23 protein-coding genes are annotated in these 22334 nt (G+C 38.5%); 13 read left to right on the top strand and 10 right to left on the bottom strand.

Annotated features, from left to right (window positions below; genetic code table 11):
• The first annotated feature begins 4 nt into the window (after window positions 1–4).
• The 7 genes from SDEL_RS06640 to mnmH are packed head-to-tail and all read left to right on the top strand — an operon-like array spanning window position 5 to window position 6967.
• Window positions 5–2356, top strand: coding sequence for a coiled-coil domain-containing protein (locus SDEL_RS06640; protein ID WP_012857081.1), 2352 nt, complete (start codon window positions 5–7; stop codon window positions 2354–2356).
• Window positions 2356–3057, top strand: a complete 702-nt coding sequence (locus SDEL_RS06635) for a tRNA1(Val) (adenine(37)-N6)-methyltransferase (protein WP_012857080.1) — start codon at window positions 2356–2358, stop codon at window positions 3055–3057. Before SDEL_RS06640 ends, SDEL_RS06635 begins: the two co-directional genes overlap by 1 nt.
• Window positions 3045–3425: a YkgJ family cysteine cluster protein gene (locus SDEL_RS06630; protein WP_012857079.1), complete on the top strand. Its 381-nt coding sequence runs from the start codon at window positions 3045–3047 to the stop codon at window positions 3423–3425. The genes SDEL_RS06635 and SDEL_RS06630 overlap by 13 nt, the downstream gene beginning before the upstream one ends.
• Entirely contained in the window at window positions 3401–4666 is a 1266-nt protein-coding gene (locus SDEL_RS06625; protein ID WP_012857078.1) for a tetratricopeptide repeat protein, read from the top strand. The genes SDEL_RS06630 and SDEL_RS06625 overlap by 25 nt, the downstream gene beginning before the upstream one ends.
• Window positions 4666–5454 carry an indole-3-glycerol phosphate synthase TrpC gene (gene trpC / locus SDEL_RS06620; RefSeq protein WP_012857077.1) on the top strand — a complete coding sequence of 263 codons (789 nt, stop codon included), beginning with the start codon at window positions 4666–4668 and terminating at the stop codon, window positions 5452–5454. The genes SDEL_RS06625 and trpC overlap by 1 nt, the downstream gene beginning before the upstream one ends.
• The gene (locus SDEL_RS06615; protein WP_012857076.1) at window positions 5454–5945 is read left to right on the top strand and encodes an HIT family protein; all 492 of its coding nucleotides are present in this window, start codon (window positions 5454–5456) and stop codon (window positions 5943–5945) included. Before trpC ends, SDEL_RS06615 begins: the two co-directional genes overlap by 1 nt.
• Entirely contained in the window at window positions 5939–6967 is a 1029-nt protein-coding gene (gene mnmH, locus SDEL_RS06610) for a tRNA 2-selenouridine(34) synthase MnmH (RefSeq protein ID WP_012857075.1), read from the top strand. Before SDEL_RS06615 ends, mnmH begins: the two co-directional genes overlap by 7 nt.
• Here the strand turns inward: mnmH and pdxA are convergent.
• The 6 genes from pdxA to SDEL_RS06585 form a co-directional block, all read right to left on the bottom strand.
• Window positions 6957–7892, bottom strand: a complete 936-nt coding sequence (pdxA, locus tag SDEL_RS06605; protein ID WP_012857074.1) for a 4-hydroxythreonine-4-phosphate dehydrogenase — start codon at window positions 7890–7892, stop codon at window positions 6957–6959. The two genes, mnmH and pdxA, sit on opposite strands and share 11 nt — an antisense overlap.
• A complete protein-coding gene (locus tag SDEL_RS06600) occupies window positions 7889–8668 on the bottom strand; it encodes a pyridoxine 5'-phosphate synthase (RefSeq protein WP_012857073.1) in 780 nt (259 codons plus the stop codon). The genes pdxA and SDEL_RS06600 overlap by 4 nt, the downstream gene beginning before the upstream one ends.
• 260 nt (window positions 8669–8928) lie before the next feature.
• Entirely contained in the window at window positions 8929–10092 is a 1164-nt protein-coding gene (locus SDEL_RS06595) for a cytochrome b/b6 domain-containing protein (RefSeq protein WP_012857072.1), read from the bottom strand.
• Between the two features lie 11 nt (window positions 10093–10103).
• On the bottom strand, window positions 10104–10235 hold the full coding sequence (locus SDEL_RS12390; RefSeq protein WP_280938025.1) for a hypothetical protein: 132 nt from the start codon (window positions 10233–10235) through the stop codon (window positions 10104–10106).
• Window positions 10236–10251: 16 nt separating this feature from the next.
• Window positions 10252–10455 carry a c-type cytochrome gene (locus SDEL_RS06590; protein ID WP_012857070.1) on the bottom strand — a complete coding sequence of 68 codons (204 nt, stop codon included), beginning with the start codon at window positions 10453–10455 and terminating at the stop codon, window positions 10252–10254.
• A gap of 29 nt (window positions 10456–10484) precedes the next feature.
• Window positions 10485–11954 (bottom strand): NAD(P)/FAD-dependent oxidoreductase, encoded by a 1470-nt coding sequence (locus SDEL_RS06585; RefSeq protein ID WP_012857069.1) that lies wholly within the window; start codon window positions 11952–11954, stop codon window positions 10485–10487.
• A 265-nt stretch (window positions 11955–12219) separates the two neighbouring features.
• Here SDEL_RS06585 and SDEL_RS12145 point away from each other — a divergent pair, with 265 nt between their 5' ends.
• The 6 genes from SDEL_RS12145 (at window position 12220) to SDEL_RS06555 (ending at window position 17174) form a co-directional block, all read left to right on the top strand.
• Window positions 12220–12378 (top strand): hypothetical protein, encoded by a 159-nt coding sequence (locus SDEL_RS12145; RefSeq protein WP_190275658.1) that lies wholly within the window; start codon window positions 12220–12222, stop codon window positions 12376–12378.
• Window positions 12375–13283 carry a Ppx/GppA phosphatase family protein gene (locus SDEL_RS06575; RefSeq protein ID WP_012857068.1) on the top strand — a complete coding sequence of 303 codons (909 nt, stop codon included), beginning with the start codon at window positions 12375–12377 and terminating at the stop codon, window positions 13281–13283. The genes SDEL_RS12145 and SDEL_RS06575 overlap by 4 nt, the downstream gene beginning before the upstream one ends.
• Before the next feature lie 516 nt (window positions 13284–13799).
• Entirely contained in the window at window positions 13800–15491 is a 1692-nt protein-coding gene (locus SDEL_RS06570; protein ID WP_012857067.1) for an acetolactate synthase large subunit, read from the top strand.
• A 3-nt stretch (window positions 15492–15494) separates the two neighbouring features.
• Entirely contained in the window at window positions 15495–15965 is a 471-nt protein-coding gene (gene ilvN / locus SDEL_RS06565; RefSeq protein WP_012857066.1) for an acetolactate synthase small subunit, read from the top strand.
• 2 nt (window positions 15966–15967) lie between these two features.
• Window positions 15968–16918: a UDP-3-O-(3-hydroxymyristoyl)glucosamine N-acyltransferase gene (gene lpxD, locus SDEL_RS06560; RefSeq protein WP_041666527.1), complete on the top strand. Its 951-nt coding sequence runs from the start codon at window positions 15968–15970 to the stop codon at window positions 16916–16918.
• A 10-nt stretch (window positions 16919–16928) separates the two neighbouring features.
• Window positions 16929–17174: a hypothetical protein gene (locus SDEL_RS06555; RefSeq protein ID WP_012857064.1), complete on the top strand. Its 246-nt coding sequence runs from the start codon at window positions 16929–16931 to the stop codon at window positions 17172–17174.
• 47 nt (window positions 17175–17221) lie between these two features.
• Here the strand turns inward: SDEL_RS06555 and SDEL_RS06550 are convergent, their stop codons facing one another.
• From SDEL_RS06550 to speA, 4 genes are all read right to left on the bottom strand, one after another.
• The gene (locus SDEL_RS06550; RefSeq protein ID WP_012857063.1) at window positions 17222–18418 is read right to left on the bottom strand and encodes an NAD(P)-dependent oxidoreductase; all 1197 of its coding nucleotides are present in this window, start codon (window positions 18416–18418) and stop codon (window positions 17222–17224) included.
• 109 nt (window positions 18419–18527) lie between these two features.
• Window positions 18528–19697, bottom strand: a complete 1170-nt coding sequence (locus SDEL_RS06545) for a pyridoxal phosphate-dependent aminotransferase (protein ID WP_012857062.1) — start codon at window positions 19695–19697, stop codon at window positions 18528–18530.
• A 69-nt stretch (window positions 19698–19766) separates the two neighbouring features.
• Window positions 19767–20480: a serine O-acetyltransferase gene (gene cysE / locus SDEL_RS06540; protein ID WP_012857061.1), complete on the bottom strand. Its 714-nt coding sequence runs from the start codon at window positions 20478–20480 to the stop codon at window positions 19767–19769.
• Window positions 20473–22323 carry a biosynthetic arginine decarboxylase gene (gene speA, locus SDEL_RS06535; RefSeq protein ID WP_012857060.1) on the bottom strand — a complete coding sequence of 617 codons (1851 nt, stop codon included), beginning with the start codon at window positions 22321–22323 and terminating at the stop codon, window positions 20473–20475. Before speA ends, cysE begins: the two co-directional genes overlap by 8 nt.
• Window positions 22324–22334 lie beyond the last annotated feature (11 nt).

Below are 22334 nucleotides of genomic sequence, written 5' to 3'. Positions count from 1 at the left end.
TTGGATGTTTAAAAAAACGCTCTCTTCTTCGCAATGGCTCAATCTCTTTTTAGGTTCTGTTGTGGTTGCAGGAGGCATCGCCTCCTACTCATTGGGTAATTTTGATGGTGTCTCTTTTGACGAGTTAGGTGAGAATTATATTCCTAAAAAAGATGTTAAGTTTAGTGATTTGCCTCTTGAGCTACAAAAGCGCTACATTGACAAAGAGGCGACACTGGCACAAAGTAAAGAAGAGAATTTAGAATTAGAGCATTATGTGGATGATTTTGGAAAAAAAATTCCAGAAGATGCGTTAACCATGCATGATTTAAAACGCATGGTGGCTCGTTTACAGAAGACATTACTTTTTTTACATCATGATAATCTTTTAATGGCAACGGATAAAGATGAACTCATGCGAAAACTAGAGGCACAGCAACAAGTATTCGATGAGGAGAAAAAAGGATGGATGGAGAAGAGTACAGCACGTTTAAGTGAGGCAGAAGAACAGCATTTTAAAAATATCAGTGAATTGACACTAAAACTCAATGAACTTCAAAAAGAGAATGTTCTACTTTCTCAAAATTCAAACAGTGAAAACAATAAACTCAAATCAGAGATACTCTCTTTTGAACGCAAACAACAAGAAGTACTCTCTACCCATGAAAAAGAACTTCAAAAAGTACGTGAAGAAGAAGAGGCTAAACGCTCTCCTTATGAGAAAAATATCGCTACACTCAAAGTAGAAATTACTCAATTATATGAGAAATTGCGTTTAAAAGAGGAAGAGCATACAAAGCAGTTGGGCGAAAAAGAGAATCAGCTGAAAGAAAGAGGCGTTGCTTTAGAAAAAGAGGCACAAAAACTCACCGAAGCAGAAGAAAAACGACAGCAACTGATTCGTGAACAAAAAGAAGAGATAGAGCGTTTAAAAGCGGAGTATGTTCAACAGCTTGCCAAAGAGAAAGAGGCATTGGCGGCAAAAGAGGCGGAGGCTTTAAAAAAGGTGACGACTCAGGAAGAGAAGCAAAAGCAACTCATCGCTGAACTTGCCAGTGCGAAAAAGCACATTGAAGCATTAATGTTGGAAAATGAGAAAGATTTTGAGAAGTTTAAGCACTATCTTGAAGAGGAGAAAAAACGTTACGATGCATTGGTCTCAACGCAAAAAGAGGGTGAGGAAGCGAGTCAAAAACGCATTCAAGGCTTAGAGGCTTCTTTGACAAAAGAGATGGAAGGAAGCACGCAAAAAGAGGGAAAAATTAAAGCGTTAGAAAGCAAGGTTGCTACTCTGGAAGCTCAAACGCAAAATTTTGAAACTGAAGTGCAAAAACGTCTGGAAGAGAGTAACAAAACACACAATAAAAATTACCGTATTTTCAATGAAAAAATAGCACATTTTGATCGTTATAAACAAGAATTACTCTTGCAACTGGATAAACAGCTGAATGAATATAAAACAACAGCACAAGAGAATTATGATCGGATGAAACATCAAAATGAAGAGTTGGTACGAACCAATGATGCTTTAAGCCTTCAAACGCAAACGTATGAACAAGAGTTAAAAACGCTCAAAGCAAATCTAGCCCTTCTTAATCAACAAAGCGATAAAAATCAAAAAGAAGAGATGAGCAAACTTAAAGAAGCGCATGTGTTGATTGTGGAGCTTAAAGAGAGTCTCAAAGAGAAAGAGAAGGCATTAGAAGCGTTACATGTAAAAAAAGAAGAGGCAAAATCCACACGTGCTTTGGAACACAGTAATGAAGTGGTAGCCTTAAATTCAAAACTAGCGATGATGGAAAAAGAACAGCGTGAAAGTGAGGTCAAACTCAAAAAACTTTACGATGAGGTGAAAGAGAAAGAGGCTTTACATGTAAAGCTCAAAGAGGAGCTAAAACAAAAAGAGATGGCATATTTGGAAGCACTGAATGCCAAAGAAAATGCTCTTAAAAAAAGTGTGGCAGTGCCATCGCAACCAGCTCCTGTAACGAAGAAGAGTGAAAAGCTCAGTTATGTGAGTCAAATTACGTGTACGGATATGGGAACAGGGGTCAATGCGATTTCTCGTCAATGCCACAATGAAGTCAAAGCCTTTTTATCGCAATACGATACTTCATACTTTTTTGAGGTAACTCCCATTGTCGATAATGGTGGATTTGCTTCTTTAAAATTGATTAAGAGTAAAAAAATGGGTGTTGAAGAGAGCGAGATTGATCGCATCAGTGGATTGGCAAACATTGGTTTAGGAAAAGCCAGAGCGAAAGCTGGAGGTGATTTGGTAACAGAACAGCTTGGAGAGGGTGCAAAAATCAGCTATGCTCTTTCGAACATTGAATTGGATAAGGCAAGAGGGTTCCAAATCAAGGTTTATCGCTAATGCTGACACTCTTTCAACCCAACGAAGGGTATCGCTATAACAGTGACACCCTTTTTTTATACGATTTTATCGCACGCCTTAAACCCAAAGGGAGGGTTTTAGATGTTGGATGTGGATGTGGCATCTTAGGACTTTTGCTCAAACGTGATTTTCCTACTTTAGAGGTACATCTTTTGGATATTCAAGCTAAAAATTGTGAGATTGCACACGCCAATGCCTTAGCCAATCATTTAGAGATGGAAGCGTTTACATGTAAGGATTTTTTAGAGGAGCGTTTTGAGTTTAAATTTGATTTTATCATTTCAAATCCTCCTTTTTATCATCAAGGTGTTGTCAAAAGCGAGAATGAATCCCTGCGCTTAAGTCGTTATAGTAGTGCGTTACCTTTTGAGGCCTTTGTGAAAAAGGTCAGTAAAAATCTCTCCAATCGTGGTTATTTTTGTTTCTGCTATGATGCTAAACAATTAGGCAACGTTATGCATGCTTTGCTTGAAAATAAACTCAGCGTTGAAGCGCTCCGTTTCGTTCACCCTAAAGAGGATAAAGAAGCCTCTTTGGTGTTGGTTAGTGCACGTAAAAATTCAAAATCATTGTGCAAAATCCACGCACCTTTAATGATGTATCAGCAAAATGAGATGAGCGAAGAAGCTCAAGCAATTTTTAAACATTCCCAAACAAAGAGTCTTGAATGGACGAATTAATCTATTGTGAAAATTATCCTTATGCCTTCAATCCCAAAGCGTGTCAAAGTTGTGAAGGACGCTGTTGTATAGGCGAAAGCGGATACATTTGGGTGACGCCCTTAGAGATAGCAGCCATGGCTGAAAAACTTTTATTAACAAAAGAGACGTTTATCAATAACTATTTACTAAAAATTCGCTATCGTTTCACGATTAAAGAGGTTGCGTATGAAGATGGGTATGGGTGTATCTTTTTTGATAGAGCAAAAAAGAGTTGTTCCATCTATGACGTGCGTCCATCTCAGTGTCGAACCTTTCCTTTTTGGGAATATTTTAAAGAAAACATTGACGAGGTAGTTTCAGAATGTCCCGGTATTATTCGCTTATAGTCGTTCTCTTTTTAGTCGTAGGATGTAGCACAAAAGAGGTTGTTGTGCTTAATGAAACCACTAAAAAAGTGTTTGAAGAAGAAGACAATCTTATTTTGCAAGCTTTGAATTACCAACAAAATGGTGATTATGTCAATGCTAGAAAAATTTACCATCTTTTGTATGAACAGAGTCAAAAAAAAGTTTATTTGATGGAAGATGCTGGACTGGCGTTTGTTTTAGGCGAGCCTGATGCGTCCACGCTCATTCAAGAAGGGCTTCAAAAATACCCTGATGAGAAAAACTTTAACCGTTTGTGGGTTGGGCAGTTGGTGAAAGAAAAACGCTACGAAGAAGCAGAAAAAGAGATTTTAAAACTCATCGCACACGATAAAAGTGTTCAACATTTAAGTATCGCTGGGAATTTATACCTTCAAATGAAAGCGTATGATCTAGCACTTAAGTATTTTGAAAGTGCCTATAAACAAGAACAGTCTGAGGATTTACTCATTAACATTGTTGAGTTACAATACCGCTTTTTGGATCGTAGGGATGATGCTATCGCACATTTAGAAACTTATGCCAATATGGAAGGCTGTGGCAATAAAACGTGTTTTAAATTGATTGAGATTTATGGACGAGAACGCAATGTACAAGGCTTAATTGCAACTTATAAAAAGCTCTATAAAGAGCATCAAAATGAAGAGTTGTCTAAAAAAATTATAGAATTGATGTTGTATATGAAAGATACAAAAGGTGCCATTGATTTTCTGCAAGAAACTCCCTACAATCAAGATATGCTTTTACACATTTATGCGACACAAAAACGTTTTTTAGATGCCTATACATTGGCAGAGCGTTTGTACAATGAGAGTAAAAATCTTGATTATTTGGGAAAAATGGCTATTTATGAATATGAGTTGCATAAGAATGATTTAACGGCTGAAGTGCTTCAGTCGATTGCCAGTAAATTTGAAGAAGTGACGAGTGTTTTACGGGATTCGGTCTATTTTAACTATTATGGTTATTTGTTGATTGACCATGATATGCAGATTGAAAAAGGGATTAGTTTAGTTCAAGAAGCCCTTAAAATGGAACCCAATTCTCCTTTTTATCTTGACTCATTGGCATGGGGATACTACAAGATTGGACAATGTGAAAAGGCGTATGAAATCATCAAAGAGTTGGGTGAGTCGATTATGGAAGAAGAAGTTTTGGAACACCTTAATGCTATTAAAAAATGTTTAGAAGAGAAAAAATAATGATTTTAGATGAGATTATTAAGCGTACACGTGAGGATTTAGAGAAAAAGAAAAAAGAGTACACGATGGATTGGTTGGGAAGAAGCCTTGCCTTCAACCCTTTTATGCCTCGTGATGTAAAGCCCTACCTGAAAGCGACCCCACAAAACCCTTATCGCATTATTGCTGAAGTCAAAAAGGCAAGTCCAAGTAAGGGAATTATTAAAGAGGATTTTGACCCTTTGATGATTGCTAAGGCGTATGAACTTGGAGGCGCTGATGCTATCTCTGTACTCACGGAGCCACACTATTTTAAAGGCAACTTAGAATACCTCACTCAAATTCGCCGTTATGTTCCAACCCCTTTGTTGCGTAAAGATTTTATTATTGATGAGTATCAAATCTTAGAAGCGCTTGTATATGGGGCTGATTTTATTTTATTGATTGCAAAAGCGCTGAGTAAAACTGAACTTAAGCATTTATTGGAGTATGCATTACGACTTGGACTAGAAGTTTTAGTCGAAATACATGACAAAGAAGATTTAGTCAAAGCGATGTATGCGGGAGCTAATATTATCGGGATAAACCATCGAAATTTAGAGACGTTTGAGATGGATATGAGTTTAACGGAAAAGCTGATGCCCCTGATTCCTCAAAATAAAATTATTGTCGCAGAGAGTGGCTTGAATGATAAAGAGACTATTAAGCATCTAAGTCAGGTCGGTGCAGATGCGTTTTTAATTGGAGAGTATTTTATGCGAGAAGATGACATAGAAGCTTCTCTTCGTGCGATAAAAAAGGTAGATTGATGGATTATATGTACGCACCATGGCGCAGTGCTTATTTTAGTGAAAAACCAGAAGGATGTGTTTTTTGTAATATTACAAACCATCCCCAAAAAGATGAAGAACATCATGTACTTTACCGTGATGAACACTGTTTTATTGTTATGAATCGTTACCCGTACTCTCCTGGGCATTTTATGGTAATTCCGCACCACCATACTGACTGTGTTGAAGCGTTAAGTCCTGAAGTGTGGATGCATATCTCTTTCATTGTGCAGCGTTGTATTGTTCTTTTAAAAGAGGGCATTGGAGCGCAAGGAGTGAATTTAGGAATGAATTTAGGTAAAAGTGGTGGAGCGGGCATTGCTGAACATATTCATTATCATGTGATTCCTCGCTGGTTAGGTGATACCAACTTTATTACCACCATTGCGGATAGCAGAGTTTATGGGGCTGATTTTGAAAAAATCTACACACATCTTAAAGGTTTGATTCCAAAGTATCTTTCATGCTAAAGGATTTAGAGATTGAGGCGTTTATAGCGCAAAAATCCTCTTTTGATTTGCTTATTGATGCACGAAGCCCTAAAGAGTTTAATGAATCCCATATCCCTAGTGCTTCTAATTATTATGCGTTAAATGACGCGGAACATCATGAAGTAGGAACGGTTTATAAACAAGTGTCGCATAACGATGCAAAGCTTTTAGGGGCACACTATATCTGCCTTAATGCTGCACGTCATTTAATGGAGATTGGTAGAGCCTATAAAATAGGTTCAAAAATAGGTATTTATTGTGCTAAAGGAGGGCTTAGGTCAAGTTCTCTGGCTATCATTCTCTCTCATATTGGCTATCAGGTATTTCGTCTTCAAGGTGGCTATAAACGTTATCGCTACCATGTTTTAAATTACTTAGAACATTTGCCCCACAACCGTTTTATTGTCTTAGGTGGCAATACAGGCTGCGGAAAAAGTGAGTTGCTTCAAAAACTCTCCTCTTCTTTAGACCTTGAATCTCTTGCCAATCATTTAGGTTCAAGTTTTGGAAGTATCAAAGGAATTCAGCCTAGCCAAAAGAGTTTTGAAAATCATTTGTACGAGAGGCTTCGAGCATTGCCGCCAGAATCGTATATTTTTGTGGAAGCAGAAAGTAAAAAAATGGGTAGATGTACCATTCCTTCACTGCTGTATCAACGTATTCATCAAGGGTTTCGTGTTGAAGTTTTTGCGCCATTAGAACAGCGTATTCAACGTATTTTAAATGATTATCAAACGATGAGCCCTGAGTTTTTTTATCATGCGATGTATAAAATCACCCCTTACATTCAAAAAAATATAAAAGAAGCGATTTTGGAAGCGTATGAGCATCATGACCTTGAAAAAGTGGTAGCGATGCTTTTAGTGGAGTATTACGATAGGGTCTATAAAAAACCTCAGCATAACGATATGTCGCTTGAAAATAACGAAGAAAAGAGCGCTTTAGAAACGCTCAAATCTTTACATGTAAAACTCTCTTCGTTATCTGATTCTAAAATGTAAGTAATTTTTTTCCATTAGCGAGTTTAACTGCTTCTTTAATCGCATTTACGTAACTGAGTATTGAGGGATGTGCATCTTTATAGGCAATATCAAATGCTGTTCCATGATCGACGGATGTTCGAACAACGCCTGCATTGAGGCTTACATTAATGCTTTCATCAAAATAGAGTGCTTTGAGTGGAATCAGTCCTTGATCGTGATACATACAGACGAAGTAGCGAAATTTCTCACGATTGGCTTTGGTAAATGCCATATCAGGAACTAAAGGTCCTATAAAGACTTCACGCTCTAAAAAGTGGTTTGCTTTTGCAATCGCTTTTTTAATCTCCTCTTCTTCTCCTCCAATGACACCATTATCTCCCGCATGTGGGTTCAGTCCTAAGACAGCGATTTTATCTTCCCCTAGCTCTTCATAGACTTTGAGTAAAAAAGGTTTGAGTTTTTTTGCTTTGATTTCATGCGGAACATCACACAAAGGAATATGATGGGTGTATAAAATGGTAAACATCTCCTCACATCCTAGCATCATAATCGCTTCACAACCCAATAAATCACTGAGTGCATCGGTATGACCTTTGTACTCCAGTCCTGCCATTGCCCATGACTCTTTGTTAATAGGAAGGGTGACAATGCCACTGACTTCATTACTTTTAGCCAAAGCCACAGCAGTAATAAAAGAGTCATACGAACTCTCTCCCGCTTCTGCTGAACAGACACCTGCTTCAATTTCAAAAACTTTGCCACAATCTCGTATCTCAAAATCCAAAGGAACATCTAAGCCTAAAAGCGCAGCCCCCCAACCTAGCATATTTTCATTAATACAATAAATCGGTTGGCACAGCTTTTTAACTTCATCATGCGCTCTTAGCGCAATTTCCAGACCAATTCCATTTAAATCCCCAATGCTAATCGCTATTTTTTTCATCGTAACAATCCTAACATCTCTTTGATAGCGCTTTCAAACCCAACAAAAACAGAGCGTGCGATGATGCTCTGTCCAATGTTCAGTTCGCAAATTTCTTTAATTTGTACAATACGTTTGACATTGTGGTAGTTTAATCCATGCCCTGCTGCTACTTTAAGCCCTAATTGATGAGCATATTTAGCTGCCATTTCAAGTTCATGCGTGGCTTCAATTAGCTTTACATGTAAGGATTCTCTGTCTAATTCTAAGGCTTTAATGCTATGTGCTGAGCGAGAGAGGTTAGAGTAGAGCATGGCGTAAATGTTGGCATAAAGACCCGTATGCAGTTCTACCCATTGAGCGCCTGTTTGTTGAGATGCTTCTATCATAGCGCTTGTTGGGTCAATAAAGAGTGAAAGTTCAATATGCTCTTTGGCTAAACGTTTGGCGATATCTGTGATACGTGTTTGGTTTTTATACACATCTAGCCCTCCCTCCGTTGTCACTTCTTCACGTTTTTCAGGAACTAATGTTGCACGGTGTGGACGAAGTTCTAAAACTTTTTCAATAATCTCTTCATTAATAGAACACTCTAAATTAACAGGAAGTTGTGCGTTTTGAATGATTTTAGAAGCATCATCATCATTGATGTGACGGCGGTCTTCTCTTAGATGAATGGTAATTTGATCCGCTCCTGAACGTTTCACTAAAGAGATGGCATCCAAAGGATCAGGGTCGTTGACTTTTCTCGCTTCTCTAAGCACCGCAATATGATCAATATTTATACCTAAAAGCATTTGTCTTCCTTTGCTCTGTTTTAAGCGATTATAGCCAAAAGATGATTCTAAAAAAATTTTATCTTATGGATAGCGTTTTTGTAGAAGGTGGTTTATGAAGAACTTAAATAGACTTTTTGCAAAATTAATTTTGCAAGAAGGAAAAGCACCAAAGGTGCGTGGGCTTTTTGCCAAAAAAAACCTAGTGTTAACGTAGCCTTTTCACAGAAACTGCGTTTTGAGCTTTGCTTTAAAGGCGTGTCAGGAGTTCTGCAAGAACTCTAATGGAGCTTGATATGCGCTTTATCTAAAATGCCATACTCAAAGTTGGTATGACAAGCAAAGCAGTTAGAACCATTTTTAACGTCTGTTGGCATGGGAATATTTTTGTGAATCTCTCTCCAGTACGGGACTTTTCGCATAGAAAGGGGACGAAGTTCACCTAAAGAGTGTAGGGTGTTGAAGGCAAGTTTATGGCTAGAGTGTTCTGCACTGTTGGCAACAAGATAGGCTTCAATGCTTTTTTGGTCTGCTTTAGTGATGTTATGTTCTGTGATTTTTTCTCCAAAATGGTTCTCTAAACCTCCCATAAGCCTCACCCATGAATCTTTGGGTAACATAAAAGGAGGGTAGGTTTTATGACATTTTTCACAGCGCTCATAGGCTAAATGTTCTGCTTTAAAATCACGATTTTCAAAATGGCTTTGTGTGAGTATTGTCGTTGGATTTATCTTTACATGTAAAAGGATTGCAAGGCATAAAAAGATAATGCCATAGGCAAAAAATTGTAAACGCATTGAGATGTGCGTTGTTTTGCCTTCTGCTTTTTTATATCCCGTAATCATGGCAAAAACCATCTCTGTTTTGTGGTAAAACTGTTCAATCAAAACACCCAAAATATGTACGATGGCACAGGAAAGAAGCAGGTAGGAAAAGGCTTGATGAAAAAAGGAAAGCGTGAAAGCGTGTGAAAAATAAGAAGGATTTAAAAAGGCAAAAAGACCGCTGGCTTCTTGCACTCCTTGCAACATAAATCCGCTCAAAACAATGAAGCTTCCAAGCGTTAAGACAATCAGCGTAAACCAGCTTGATGCGGCATTGTGTCCTGCATAGATTTTACGCCATCGGTTTTGAATTTTTTCAACAAAATAGAATTTTAAAGCCTCAAAACTGAGTTTAAAAGTTTTAAATTTAGCATACGAAGGTCCGATAAATCCCCAAATAATTCTAAAAAGCAAAACAATCCCAAAGATAAATCCAAAGGCAACATGCCATTTAAAAAGAGGATAAAAAAAGGATGTGATAAACGAGAAGAAAAAAGAGAGCGCAATAATCCAATGGATAATGCGCGTACACAAAGGCCATACAAAAACATACGTTTGAGGCGGTGTATGATTCATGGAAGAGGAGGATGTTTTTTGCGCTCTATGAGATTTAAAAAACATCCGTATCCGTTTTATTGAGCGGGATGAAAGCTATTGTAGATATAGTTTGCCATCGCTTTAATGTCGTAGTCATACCCTTTTTCAGCCAGTTTTTTCATGTTGTGTTCCATCACTTCATGCTCGCTGGCGGTGGATTGACCCAAGCCTCCATTTTTGATATCAAACAGTCAGTTTGTTGATAGCAGGGCTTTTTTTCTCCGCTACACCTTCACCTTTTGTACCGTGGCAATGCAGACATGTCTCTTTATAGACAACATCCGTGGTATATTTATACGATTTTACTTCTTCTTTTGGCTTCGAATCACAACCACTTAACACGACAAGGGCAACCATCAGCGATAATGCTACATTGATTTTTTTCATTTTTAGTCCTTTTTGTATCATCTGTTTCATTAAGCACGACCTGAGAGCATGCCGTAAATTGTCATTGGTTTTAAGGCATAAACTTTCACTAACCACCATATCCATCGTTCTTGTGTTGGATCAAGTGGAAACGAAGGCGTTGGTTTCGCCGTCCAGTTAAACTCTGCCATCATAATAGTGCCTATACTTGTAACCAATGGACACACCGTATAACCATCATAGGCAGCAGGTAATTTCTCTTTTTTCTCCATCACGGCGATGAGATTATCTACGACAACGCCATACTGTTTTCTCGCACTTCCACCTGTTTTTCCCATAGGAAGCGCTGCAATATCCCCAATTCCAAAGACATTTTTATAGGTGACATGTTGCAAGGTCTCTTTCACCACAGGCATCCACCCTTTGCTAGAACCAAGAGGCGATTTGCCAACAATGTCAGAGGCTTTTTGCGGTGGCGTGATATGAATAAAGTCATATTTTTTCTCAACATTTTGGCTTTTAACCACCATGGTGTATTCTTCTAAATCTTCGTCGTATTCGCCTTTTTCAAGCCATTTTTTCTCAAACGTTGCTATTTTTTTATCCGTGTCGATTGCCACAAGATTGGTTTTGTATTCCCATTTAAAGTCTCTAACCTGGAACTGTTTTAAAATAGCTTCATGGTACTCAGGTACACCAAACATTTTATCACCTGAAGGGCAGAAGGTCAACTCCACTTTATCTCTCACACCCGCTTTACTCAATAAATCATGGGCGATATACATGATTTTTTTAGGCGCACCACCACACTTAATCGCAGTGTCTGGGTCTGTAAAAATCGCTTGTAGTTTTTCACTGCCTTTGTGTGCCTTAGCCTTAGCAATTAACTCTTGAATGCCTTTGTAGGTATCAACGGCACCGTCTGCAAAATAGATAGAGTAAACTCCCTCTTTACCTATTTTCTTTTTAACAATGCTATTCTCCCCCGAAGAGGTTATCTCACCTTCAAGCCCTTTAATCGCGCCAAAGTTGAGCATTAAACCTGTGGCTACAATCAAATAGTCATAACTGACTTCTGTACCATTTTTCAAAATCACTTTATTGGCGTCAGGATTAAATTCTACCACCCAGTCTTGAATCCACTTGACCCCTTTAGGAATGAATTTTTCAGTTTCATAGGTGATATCACTCTTTTGCCAAACACCGGCTGCAATGAGGGTTTGTCCTGGCTGGTATGAAACAGATGTTGGGTTAGGTTCAATAATCGTAATGTCTGGATTTGAAAGGTTGTGCGTAAGCTTAGCGGCGGTTGCAACACCTGCGAGTCCTCCACCAACAATGACGATTTTTCCTATTGCATTTGAAGCTGCCTTTGCAGAAGTTGCAGTTGCACTGCTTCCTACAATACCAGCTACCATTGGAGAGAGGGCTAGAAGTTTCATCGCTTCACGGCGAGAAAGGCCACTCTCCTGTTTTTCAAGATCACGAAGTATCTCTTCTATGATTTTGTCGTTTTTCATAGATTGTCCGTCCTTTTTGTTGTGTTCCCCCATTCTACTTCCAACAATCTGAGGTTTTCCTTGGTTAATAAAATTATACTTAATAATTTTACTTGTTTATAATTTTCTGAAAATATAGCGACTATGTAACATCAAAAAACCTCCTCTTAAGCTACTTTTTCTTAAAATCCATCCTCTATTCTTATTCGAAAGTGAAGCACGTGTTATGAAAAAAGAGTTTTTTATTTTTCTATTATTGTTAGTATTTTTAGCGTTAGGTATACATATGAACCAATGGATTTCCCATCCTATCGAGCATTTTCAACAGTTGATGTCCCATCAGCCGTATCATCCTTTGCTTTATACGTTTATTGTTTATGCAGTGATTGGATTTATTCGCTTGATTTTTTGGGGACTTGTAAAATTGTTTCGTGGTCGAAGATGATTGCGTGCGATTTAGGCTCCAATACGTTACGTATTGTTGAAATAGAGTGTCAAAAGCGTGTAAAAGTTAGAACGTACGAGAAGATTGTGCGTACGGCTAAAGAGTTACATGCGACCATGCGTATTGGTGAAGAGGCGCAAAGAGCTATTTTTTCAGCGCTCGAAGAGGCTTCTTCTCTTTTTGATTTCAAGCATGAACCTTCTGTTTGTGTGACCACCCAAGCCATGCGTGTTGCTTTGAATTCACAAGAAATTTTAGAAGAGATAAAACGTCGTTTTGGGCTTAATTTTGAGATTATTTCAGGCGAACAAGAGGCGTATTTTACCTCTTTAGCGATTGAGCATGCGCTCCAAAGAGAAGGATTTGCTGCGCATACGTATGCTTTATTTGATTTAGGCGGTGGTTCTACTGAACTTATTTTTTGTAAAAATGGCGAAAAAACTACAAAAAGTTTCCCTTTTGGCATTATCAGTGTAGCCGAACAGTATCGAACAGATATTGAACAAAATGTAACACGTATTGTAGAGTCCATTGAGGATTTTCTTCCTAAAGAGGGTGGAATTGAAGAGAATTATTTACAATTAGTAACAACTGCTGGAACACCTACGACCGTTGCTGCTTTTTTAGAGGGGCTTGATTATGCGCATTATGACGCATCGAAAGTCAATGGAAAAGTATTATATGTAAAAGATTTTGATCAAGCGTATACAAAGCTTATTGCGTTAAATCATGAAGATGCAGAACGTTACACAGGTACTAATCGCAGGGATTTGATCGTTGTGGGAATTTTAATTGTCAAAGCGATTATGCGGAAATTGGGTTTTGATCGTTGTGTGGTTATTGATGATGGTCTGCGTGAAGGTGTTGCACTGGCTCATTGTCAAGGTAAGGTTAGAATCTTTTAATAGAGTTCTTACAGAACTCTTAACATGCCTTTCAAGCAAAGCGCTAAGGGCTACGTTAACACTGTTCTTTCTTTGGTCAAAAGCCCACGTACCCTTAGTGCTTTTCCTTCTTACAAAATGTGTTTTGCAAGAAGTCTAATTTAAGAAAGTAAACCTGCGTTGTTTAGGGCATAGTGTTCGAAAAGTTTAATATTTCTTTGCTATAATAACCCACTTTTTTACAGACTGTAAATGCTACAAAAGGTAAATAATCAAAAATTTTTTACTTTCTGTCCCTTTTACATGTAAAGATATTGGTAAGTTGGAGTGCAACGTAGGTTTTTGAGCTTTGCGTTACATGTAAAATATTCTGCCTCGTAAGAGGCAAGCTTTAGCGCCAAGTGCAACGTAGGTTTTTGAGCTTTGCGTTACATGTAAAATATTCTGCCTCGCAAGAGGCAAGCTTTAGCGGCAAGTGCAACGTAGGTTTTTGAGCTTTGCTCAAAAGCCGTTATTAAAAATATGAAAGGAGAGGTCATGGAGTTAAGCGGTTCCCAAATGGTCATTGAAGCACTACGGAAGGAGAACGTCAGCGTCGTCTTTGGCTATCCTGGTGGTGCGATTATGAATGTTTATGATGAAGTGTATAAACAAAACCATTTTAAACATATTTTAACAAGGCACGAACAAGCAGCGATTCACGCAGCCGATGGTTATGCAAGAGCCAGTGGGGAAGTAGGGGTTGCCTTTGTGACCAGTGGTCCTGGTTTCACCAACGCTGTAACAGGGTTAGCAACAGCCTATATGGATTCGATTCCTATGGTGGTGATTAGCGGGCAGGTTCCTATTAGTATGATTGGAACAGATGCGTTTCAAGAGATTGATGCAGTGGGTATTAGCCGTCCGTGTGTTAAACACAACTATTTGGTGAAGCATGTTAAAGATTTGCCACGTATTTTAAAAGAGGCATTTTATATCGCAAGAAGTGGCAGACCGGGTCCTGTACATGTGGATATTCCTAAAGATGTTACAGCTCAAATGGGACATTTTGCTTATCCAACTGATATTAAAATGCAAACGTATAAGCCAACCTACAAAGGCAATCCTCGCCAAATTAAAAAGGCTATTGAGGCGATTGTTGCGTCAAAACGTCCTGTTTTATATATTGGTGGTGGAGCGATTCATTCAGACGCAGCATCTGAAATTAGAGAATTAGCGGCTTTGTGTGGTATTCCTGCGGTTGAAACTTTAATGGCACGTGGTGTTATGGGTCATGATAATCCACTGCTTCTTGGTATGCTTGGAATGCATGGCTGTTATAGTGCGAATATGGCGATGAGTGAAGCTGATTTGATGATTGCATTTGGTGCTCGTTTTGATGATAGGGTTACAGGAAAACTCAGCGAATTTGCAAAACATGCCAAAATTATTCATGTCGATATTGACCCTAGTAGCATCGGTAAAATTGTTCCGATTGATTATCCGATTGTTGGGGATTTGAAAAATGTTATTGAGGCGATGATGCCTTTAGCCAAAGAGCATGTTAAAGAGGAAAAGTATAAACCATGGCGAGATCTGTTAAATCGCTACAATGAAATTCATCCTTTAAAATACGAAGATTCTAACGAGGTCATTAAACCGCAATGGGCGATTGAGCGTGTAGGAGAGATTTTAGGTGACAAAGCAGTTATCTGTACGGATGTGGGACAACACCAAATGTGGACGGCACAGTTTTATCCCTTCTCTTACCCTAGACAATGGCTTACCAGTGGAGGTTTAGGTACGATGGGGTATGGACTTCCAGCTGCTTTGGGTGCCAAAGTGGCAATGCCTGATAAAGCGGTTGTCAATTTTACAGGGGATGGTTCGATTTTGATGAACATTCAAGAGCTGATGACAGCCGTTGAGAGTCGTATACCTGTCATCAATGTCATTTTAAATAATCAATTTTTAGGAATGGTTCGCCAATGGCAAACTTTCTTTTATGACAAACGTTACTCTTCTACCGACTTAACCATGCAACCTGATTTTGTAAAATTGGTGGAGAGTTTTGGAGGACGTGGGTTTAGGGTTAAAACCAAAGAAGAGTTTGACAAAGCCTTTGAAGAGGCCGTTGCTTCAAATGTTGTCTGTATGATTGATGTGAATGTTGATCGCTTTGAAAATGTTTTACCAATGGTTCCAGCGGGTGGAACTTTGTATAACATGATGCTTGAGTACAAGGAGTAAGAGATGGAATATACCAGAAGAGTTTTATCGGTTATTGTCTTAAATGAGGATGGTGTTTTATCTCGTATTTCTGGGCTTTTTGCAGGACGTGGATACAATATTGACTCCTTAACCGTCGCGCCTATTCCTAAAACCAATCTCTCACGTTTAACCATTGTTACCTCAGGTAACGAGCATGTTTTAGAACAAATTGTGAAGCAGTTGCATAAATTGATTCCAACCTACAAGGTCATCGAGTCAGGACAGTTTGTTGAAAAAGAGATGGCACTGGTCAAAATTCCACTTAGTGAAGATTTTAATGGATTGGATGCGATGCTTAAAGCGTATAATGGAACGATTGCAAGCAGTGGGGAAGAGTCGATAGTCATCATGGTAGCTGATGATTATGATCGCATTGATAACTTTTTAAAAGCAGTGAAAAAATATAATCCTACGGATATTGTCAGAAGCGGTTCTGTCGCATTGGATATGTAATGATGAAGCTTAGTTTTTTAGCGCAAACCATGCAGTTAGCCTTTGAGGGAGAAGATAAGGAGGTGCGTTCTTTTGCACCTCTTAAAGATGCCACATCTGAGCATATCTCTTTCTTATCTGATCCAAAACTCTTAGATGATTTAAAAACAACGAAAGCAGGAGCGGTTATTGTTAGTCCTGCTTTTGAAGGTTTTGTTCCTTCTCATTGTCGTCTTTTAGTGAGTGACAATCCCTACTTGAGTATGGCATATGCGAGTAAACTCTTTGCCAAAGCCCCTTTTGATACGTCTATGCCTTCAAATATTTCTCCCAAAGCTCATGTTTCCCATCATGTGAGTATTGGCAGTCGTAGTGTGGTAGAAGAGGGGAGTTATATTATGCCCAATGTAAGTATTGGTGCGGATGTGCGTATTGGAAAAAATGTCACTATTTATCCTAATGTGGTTATTTATGATAACGCTATCATCGGAGATTCTTGTATGATACAAGCAGGAGCTGTCATTGGGAGTGATGGTTTTGGTTATGCGCATACTAAGACGGGAGAACATGTTAAAATTTACCATCATGGTAATGTTATTTTGGAAGAAGAGGTAGAAATTGGAGCTAATAGTACGATTGATCGTGCTGTTTTTGGCTCAACCATCATTAAAAAAGGGACAAAAATAGACAACCTTGTGCAAATAGGACATAACTGTGAAGTTGGTGCCTACAGCATTATCGTAGCACAAGCGGGACTTGCAGGTTCGAGTAAGTTAGGTCGCAATGTTGTTATGGGTGGACAAAGTGCCACAGCTGGACATTTAGAAATTGGTGATTTTGCAACGATTGCAGCACGTGGTGGCGTTTCAAAATCAATCGAGGGAGGCAAGGTCTATGGTGGATTTCCTCTGACATTGCAAAGTGAATGGCTCAAAAATAATGCCAAACTTGCTCGATTTTTCAAAAAGAATTAAAGGATTCAGAATGGGTGGAAAAAATACAGTACTAACAAAAATTGCTTTGGCGGGAACAAAACATGGCATGATTTCCGTATCACATTTAGAAGAGCCTTATGGAAATGGTTCATTTCCTGTTGTGAGTATTGGAATTTCATTGAAAAACAGTGCGCAAGAGCCAGATTGGAAAGCGCATATTCCCTATGAAAATATTGATGAATTGATTAATGCGCTTAAAGAAGCAAAAGAGCGTTTTAACGCTGAATCAAAATAATAAAAACAAAAGAGGCTTACATGTAAAGCGTTACATGTAAACCTCTTTTATAATGAAGTAATATACTCTTCTATCGCAATCGCAACCCGTTTTGAAAATGAAACGGCTTCTACAACAGTTCTTGCTCCCGTTACCACATCCCCTGATGCAAAAACTCCTTGCATGGTTGTATGTCCACTTTCATCGGTAATGACTAAACCTTTTCCATCAACTTCAATTTCTCTCGCACCTTGAATGATATTGTCTTTGGGAGTTTGACTGATGGCAATTAAAATAGTATTTGCATTCAGTAATCCCTCTTCTTGATGCTCATCAGTGGTTCGGTATTTGACTCCGTCTTCTGTAATTTCAATAGGTTGTTTGTAGAGTTCAAATTTGACACCATCCATTTTGGCGCATTCTACTTCATGCTTAGAAGCAGGAATATCTTCCATGCCTTTACGATACATCACAATCACCTCTTGCGCACCACTGCGTATCGCTGTTCTTGCTACATCCATTGCCACATTTCCAGCACCTAAAACCACTACTTTTTTCCCTAAACGATACACCGAAGGACTTTTAAGATAATCAATCGCAAAATGGACGTGTCCTAAACTCTCCCCTTTAATTCCTAGCTTTTTAGGTGACCACACGCCCGTTCCAATAAAAACGGCTTTAAATTCATCACGGAAAAGATCCCCAACGGTAATATTCTTACCAATGGTAATATTAGGTCGAATAATGACTCCTAATTGACCTAGTTTACTCTCTATCGTATCTAAAATCGTTTTATCGAGTCTGAAATCCGGAATTCCATAACGAAGTACACCTCCGATTTTATCGTTGGCATCGTACATGGTGATTTCATATCCTTTTGCCGCTAAAATAAATGCCAAAGCAATACCTGCAGGACCACTACCAATAATAGCGATTTTATGACCATTCCGAATGGGTTTTTCAAACTGTTTATCATTGATGTAAAGCTCAGAAATATAATTTTCAATACTTCCCACACTCACAGCCGTTCCCTTTTTGTTTAAAATACAGTGCCCCTCGCAATGTTTTTCATGAGGGCAGACCAAAGAGCAGATAACAGAAAGTGGATTGTTTTCAAAAAGCATTTGACCTGCTTTTTTAATTTCACCTGCTAAAAAGAGACGAATCATCTCAGGAATTGGGGTTTGAACAGGGCACCCTTTTTGGCATGAAGGTTTCTTACACCCTAAACAGGTGTTTGCAAGTGTGATGACATATTTGTTCATGTCTGTCCTTTATCGGTCAAAATAATGTGGTAATTTTAGCAAAGCTATTAGACTTTTTTGAGAAGTTTTTAAAGGAGGGTACTTTTTTAAGTACCCTTTAAAAGAAGCGTTATTTGTAATTTTCAACAAAAGATTTAATTCGAGCAATGCCTTCTTTGATGGTAGCATCATCGGTTGCAAAAGAGAGTCTAAAATAGCCCTCTGTTCCAAATCCCAGTCCAGGAACAACAGCAACACCTGTCTCTTCAAGGAGTTTTGAACAAAATTTCATCGAATCATTTTCAATCGCTTTGGTATTGACATAAAGGTAAAAAGCACCCGCAGGTTTAACAACACTCAATCCTTGGATATTACTCAACAGTTCATATGCCATGTTACGACGTCTCTCAAATGCAACACGCATTGCTTCAATATCAGCATCGACATCACCTTCTAAGGCAGGAATGGCAGCTTTTTGAGTGATCGAGTTGATGTTTGAAGTGCTTTGACCTTGTAAATCCACAATCGCATTGACAATCTCTTTGATGGGACAAGCCAGATAACCAAAACGCCATCCGGGCATCGCCACGGATTTACTCAGACCATTAACCGTAATGGTTCGGTTGTACATATCTTCACTGATAGATGCAACTGAGGTGAATTTTAGATTGTCAAATAAAATCTTTTCATACATTTCATCTGAAACCACTAAAATATTGGTTCCTTTTAGAACCTCCGCAATACCTTCTAAATCAGCTTTTGAATAAACTGAACCGGTTGGATTGGATGGAGTGTTAAACAACAACACTTTTGTTTTAGGTGTAATAGCTGCTTTGAGTTGTGCAGGTGTGATTTTAAAATCTGTGGATTCATCGGTTTCAATATACACAGGGATACCACCTGAATATTTGACAATTTCAGGGTAAGTGACCCAATAAGGAGAAGGAATAATAACCTCATCTCCTTCATCAATAATCGCTTGGAAAATGTTAAACAACGAGTGCTTTGCGCCTACGTTGACAACAATTTGAGAAGGTGTGTAGTCGAGATTATTTTCACGCTTTAGTTTTCCAGCAATCGCTTTTAAGACTTCAGGCGTACCTGCAACAGCAGTATATTTTGAAAAACCATTTTTAATGGCTTCAATAGCGGCATCTTTAACACGTTGTGGTGTGTCAAAATCGGGTTCACCTGCTGAAAAGCTAAGGATATCTTTTCCTTGTGCTTTAAGATCTCTTGCTAATGCTGTGATAGCTAGCGTCAAAGATGGTGATAAAACTTGAACTCTTTTTGATAGCATGAAGACTTCCCCTGTAAAAATATCGTGCAGATTATAGCGAAAAATTAACTATTTCATTCCAAAAAAGTTTTATTCTTTGACCGATTCAAGGTAACATTTATAGATACTCTCAAGTTCATCATCTTTCACTTTAGCATCATGATGGCTCTTCAAAACAGCTTCTTCCAAAATTTTGATACGTTTAAACATATAGATGAAAAGTTCTTTATTGATATCGGGGATTTTATTGTGTGCCATAGGATTTTTATCACGCCCTTTTTCAATAATACGAGCAGGAATCCCCACTGCCGTTGAGTCATCAGGGATGCTTTTGACAACCACAGAGTTAGAGCCGATACGGCAGTTTTCTCCTATGTGAATATCGCCTAAGACTTTTGCCCCTGAGCCAATAACGGTTTTATTTCCAATGGTTGGATGCCGTTTCATGCCTCGTGCTAAACTTACCCCGCCTAAAGTGACGCCTTGGTAAATCAGCACATCATCTCCAACAATGGCTGTTTCACCGATGACTACGCCAAAAGCATGGTCTAAAAAGACACGCCGTCCAATGGTACAAGCAGGGTGAATATCAATATTGGTGATTATCTGTGAAATACCCATAATTACACGTGCTAAGGTACGAAACCCTTTTACATGTAAAGCGTGTGCCATACGGTAATTGACCACTGCCCAGACACCTGGATAGTTGAAAAAAAGTTCTATTTTGGAGTTAATTGCAGGGTCTTGTAAAAGAGGTTGTACAAAATCCTCTTTAATATGCGCCCACAATGAAATCTTACTCATAGTTTACGCCTTCATTGCTATTGATGGTTTTTAGATATCCATTGTCATTTAAGAAAAGATAAATTTCACCTAAAATATATTTTTTCTCTTTTTCGCTGATAATATCAGAGGCTTCAATACGCTCATTAAGGTTTTCTTGCACCTCTCTGATGTCATAATCAAGGTCTTCTAAAATATCGCTAATGCTTTGAGATTCCAGCATGTTTTGAATTTCAAATCCATCATCATCAATGATGACAGTGGCTTCTGTTGGATGGGTAAACAAGTTGTGTTTCATTCCTAAAACTTCTTGATAAGCTCCTACTAAGAAAAAGCCCAAAAAGTAGTCACGATTTTTAATATCTACATCGTGTAAGAAGAGAGGGGTTTCGGTGTTAAAGCCAATTTCACCATCGCTATCGCAGGTAATATCCCATAAAGAAGCCGATCGTGTGGGTGTTTCATCGAGCCTATCCAAAGGCATGACAGGGAATGTTTGCTCAATGCCCCAAAAATCAGGCAGACTTTGGAACAATGAGAAATTGACTAAATAACGCTCTTGCACACGGTCTTGAATGTCTAAAATCTCATTTAATTTTTTATCGGCAATCAATCCTACCGCTTTTTTAATAATGAGATTGACCAAAATTTCTGTGTTTGAACGGTCTTGTAAATCAATATAACCCAAATCAAAAAGAGTGAGTAGTGATTCCATATGATCAATACTATCGTGCAAAAATTCGAGGGCATTTTTTCGATTCATGGTGTTAAATAAATCAAATAATTCTTGAATGAGAGGAGGGTTGTTCTCTTTGAGATGCAACTTTTGATCGGTATATTCTTGTGAAAAAAGCTCTAAAACGGGGGCGACTAAAACGGCATGGTGCGCCGCAACAAAGCGACCTGATTCAATAAAAATATCAGGTTCTGAAACATTTTTACGATTAGCAATATCTTTTAAAAGATAGACAACGTCATTGGCATATTCACTTAAAGAGTAGTTTTTATGTAGGGTTGTTTTATGTTGAGAATACTCCACCGCCAAACCACCGCCAAGATTGATTGCTCTAAGATTGGTTGCCCCCATACGGCAAAGTTCTGCATAGATATTTCCCGCTTCTCTTAGTGCTTTTTTTAATGGCGCGATATCAGTAATTTGTGAGCCAATATGAAAATGAATCATCGTAAATTTTTCAAGTAAATTGGCATCACGAATCATATTGACCGCTTCTAAAAGCTCCGTGGAGGTTAACCCAAATTTAGAGTTAATTCCTCCACTTTTTGCCCAAATACCAATGCCTGAGCTATGCAGGCGAATACGAAGACCAATGTTAGGCACACATCCAAAACGATCTTTTGCGATAGAGATAATACTCTCAAGCTCATTAATACCTTCAATCGTAAGGGTGATGTTATGTCCCATCTCCGCAGCGATAAACCCTAAAGAAATCATCTCGTTATCTTTAAAACCATTCACCGTAATGGGCGCATTAGGATTGTTGTATGCCATGGCTAGAAGCAACTCTGCTTTGGAACCTGCCTCAAGACCGTAGTTATATTTTTGGCCTAAAGAGACAAGGTTTTTGACAAAGTTGGGAAATTGGTTGACTTTAAGAGGGTAGACCGCATTAAAACTTCCCTCGTAATTAAACTCTCTTTTCGCATCCGAAAAACTTTTGTAAATCATGCGAATCTGTTTTTGGATTAGATGTGGGAACCGAAGTAAAATGGGACCTCGAATGCCATCTTTTCGAATTTCTTGAATAATCTCCATCAAAGAGGGTTCACACCCTGTATTGACTTTTACTTTACCATCTTCAATAAAGAAGTTGTCGTTTCCCCACGTTTTAATACCATAATCCAATGTTGTGCTCC

Origin of the sequence: Sulfurospirillum deleyianum DSM 6946 (genome assembly GCF_000024885.1) — a bacterium.
Lineage (GTDB): Bacteria > Campylobacterota > Campylobacteria > Campylobacterales > Sulfurospirillaceae > Sulfurospirillum > Sulfurospirillum deleyianum.
The sequence above is the reverse complement of the archived record's forward strand: the minus strand, read 5'-3'. Positions and strand labels throughout refer to the sequence as shown.

Coding starts and splice junctions, on each gene's coding strand:
- SDEL_RS06555 (WP_012857064.1), top strand. CDS start 16,929: ATGGGTGGAAAAAATACAGTACTAACAAAAATTGCTTTGGCGGGAACA.
- SDEL_RS06615 (WP_012857076.1), top strand. CDS start 5,454: ATGGATTATATGTACGCACCATGGCGCAGTGCTTATTTTAGTGAAAAA.
- SDEL_RS06595 (WP_012857072.1), bottom strand. CDS start 10,092: ATGTTTTTTAAATCTCATAGAGCGCAAAAAACATCCTCCTCTTCCATG.
- SDEL_RS12145 (WP_190275658.1), top strand. CDS start 12,220: ATGAACCAATGGATTTCCCATCCTATCGAGCATTTTCAACAGTTGATG.
- mnmH (WP_012857075.1), top strand. CDS start 5,939: ATGCTAAAGGATTTAGAGATTGAGGCGTTTATAGCGCAAAAATCCTCT.
- SDEL_RS06545 (WP_012857062.1), bottom strand. CDS start 19,697: ATGCTATCAAAAAGAGTTCAAGTTTTATCACCATCTTTGACGCTAGCT.
- SDEL_RS06590 (WP_012857070.1), bottom strand. CDS start 10,455: ATGAAAAAAATCAATGTAGCATTATCGCTGATGGTTGCCCTTGTCGTG.
- SDEL_RS06630 (WP_012857079.1), top strand. CDS start 3,045: ATGGACGAATTAATCTATTGTGAAAATTATCCTTATGCCTTCAATCCC.
- SDEL_RS06635 (WP_012857080.1), top strand. CDS start 2,356: ATGCTGACACTCTTTCAACCCAACGAAGGGTATCGCTATAACAGTGAC.
- SDEL_RS06625 (WP_012857078.1), top strand. CDS start 3,401: ATGTCCCGGTATTATTCGCTTATAGTCGTTCTCTTTTTAGTCGTAGGA.
- SDEL_RS06570 (WP_012857067.1), top strand. CDS start 13,800: ATGGAGTTAAGCGGTTCCCAAATGGTCATTGAAGCACTACGGAAGGAG.
- SDEL_RS06585 (WP_012857069.1), bottom strand. CDS start 11,954: ATGAAAAACGACAAAATCATAGAAGAGATACTTCGTGATCTTGAAAAA.
- cysE (WP_012857061.1), bottom strand. CDS start 20,480: ATGAGTAAGATTTCATTGTGGGCGCATATTAAAGAGGATTTTGTACAA.
- trpC (WP_012857077.1), top strand. CDS start 4,666: ATGATTTTAGATGAGATTATTAAGCGTACACGTGAGGATTTAGAGAAA.
- SDEL_RS06575 (WP_012857068.1), top strand. CDS start 12,375: ATGATTGCGTGCGATTTAGGCTCCAATACGTTACGTATTGTTGAAATA.
- SDEL_RS06600 (WP_012857073.1), bottom strand. CDS start 8,668: ATGCTTTTAGGTATAAATATTGATCATATTGCGGTGCTTAGAGAAGCG.
- SDEL_RS06640 (WP_012857081.1), top strand. CDS start 5: ATGTTTAAAAAAACGCTCTCTTCTTCGCAATGGCTCAATCTCTTTTTA.
- SDEL_RS06550 (WP_012857063.1), bottom strand. CDS start 18,418: ATGAACAAATATGTCATCACACTTGCAAACACCTGTTTAGGGTGTAAG.
- pdxA (WP_012857074.1), bottom strand. CDS start 7,892: ATGAAAAAAATAGCGATTAGCATTGGGGATTTAAATGGAATTGGTCTG.
- lpxD (WP_041666527.1), top strand. CDS start 15,968: ATGAAGCTTAGTTTTTTAGCGCAAACCATGCAGTTAGCCTTTGAGGGA.
- ilvN (WP_012857066.1), top strand. CDS start 15,495: ATGGAATATACCAGAAGAGTTTTATCGGTTATTGTCTTAAATGAGGAT.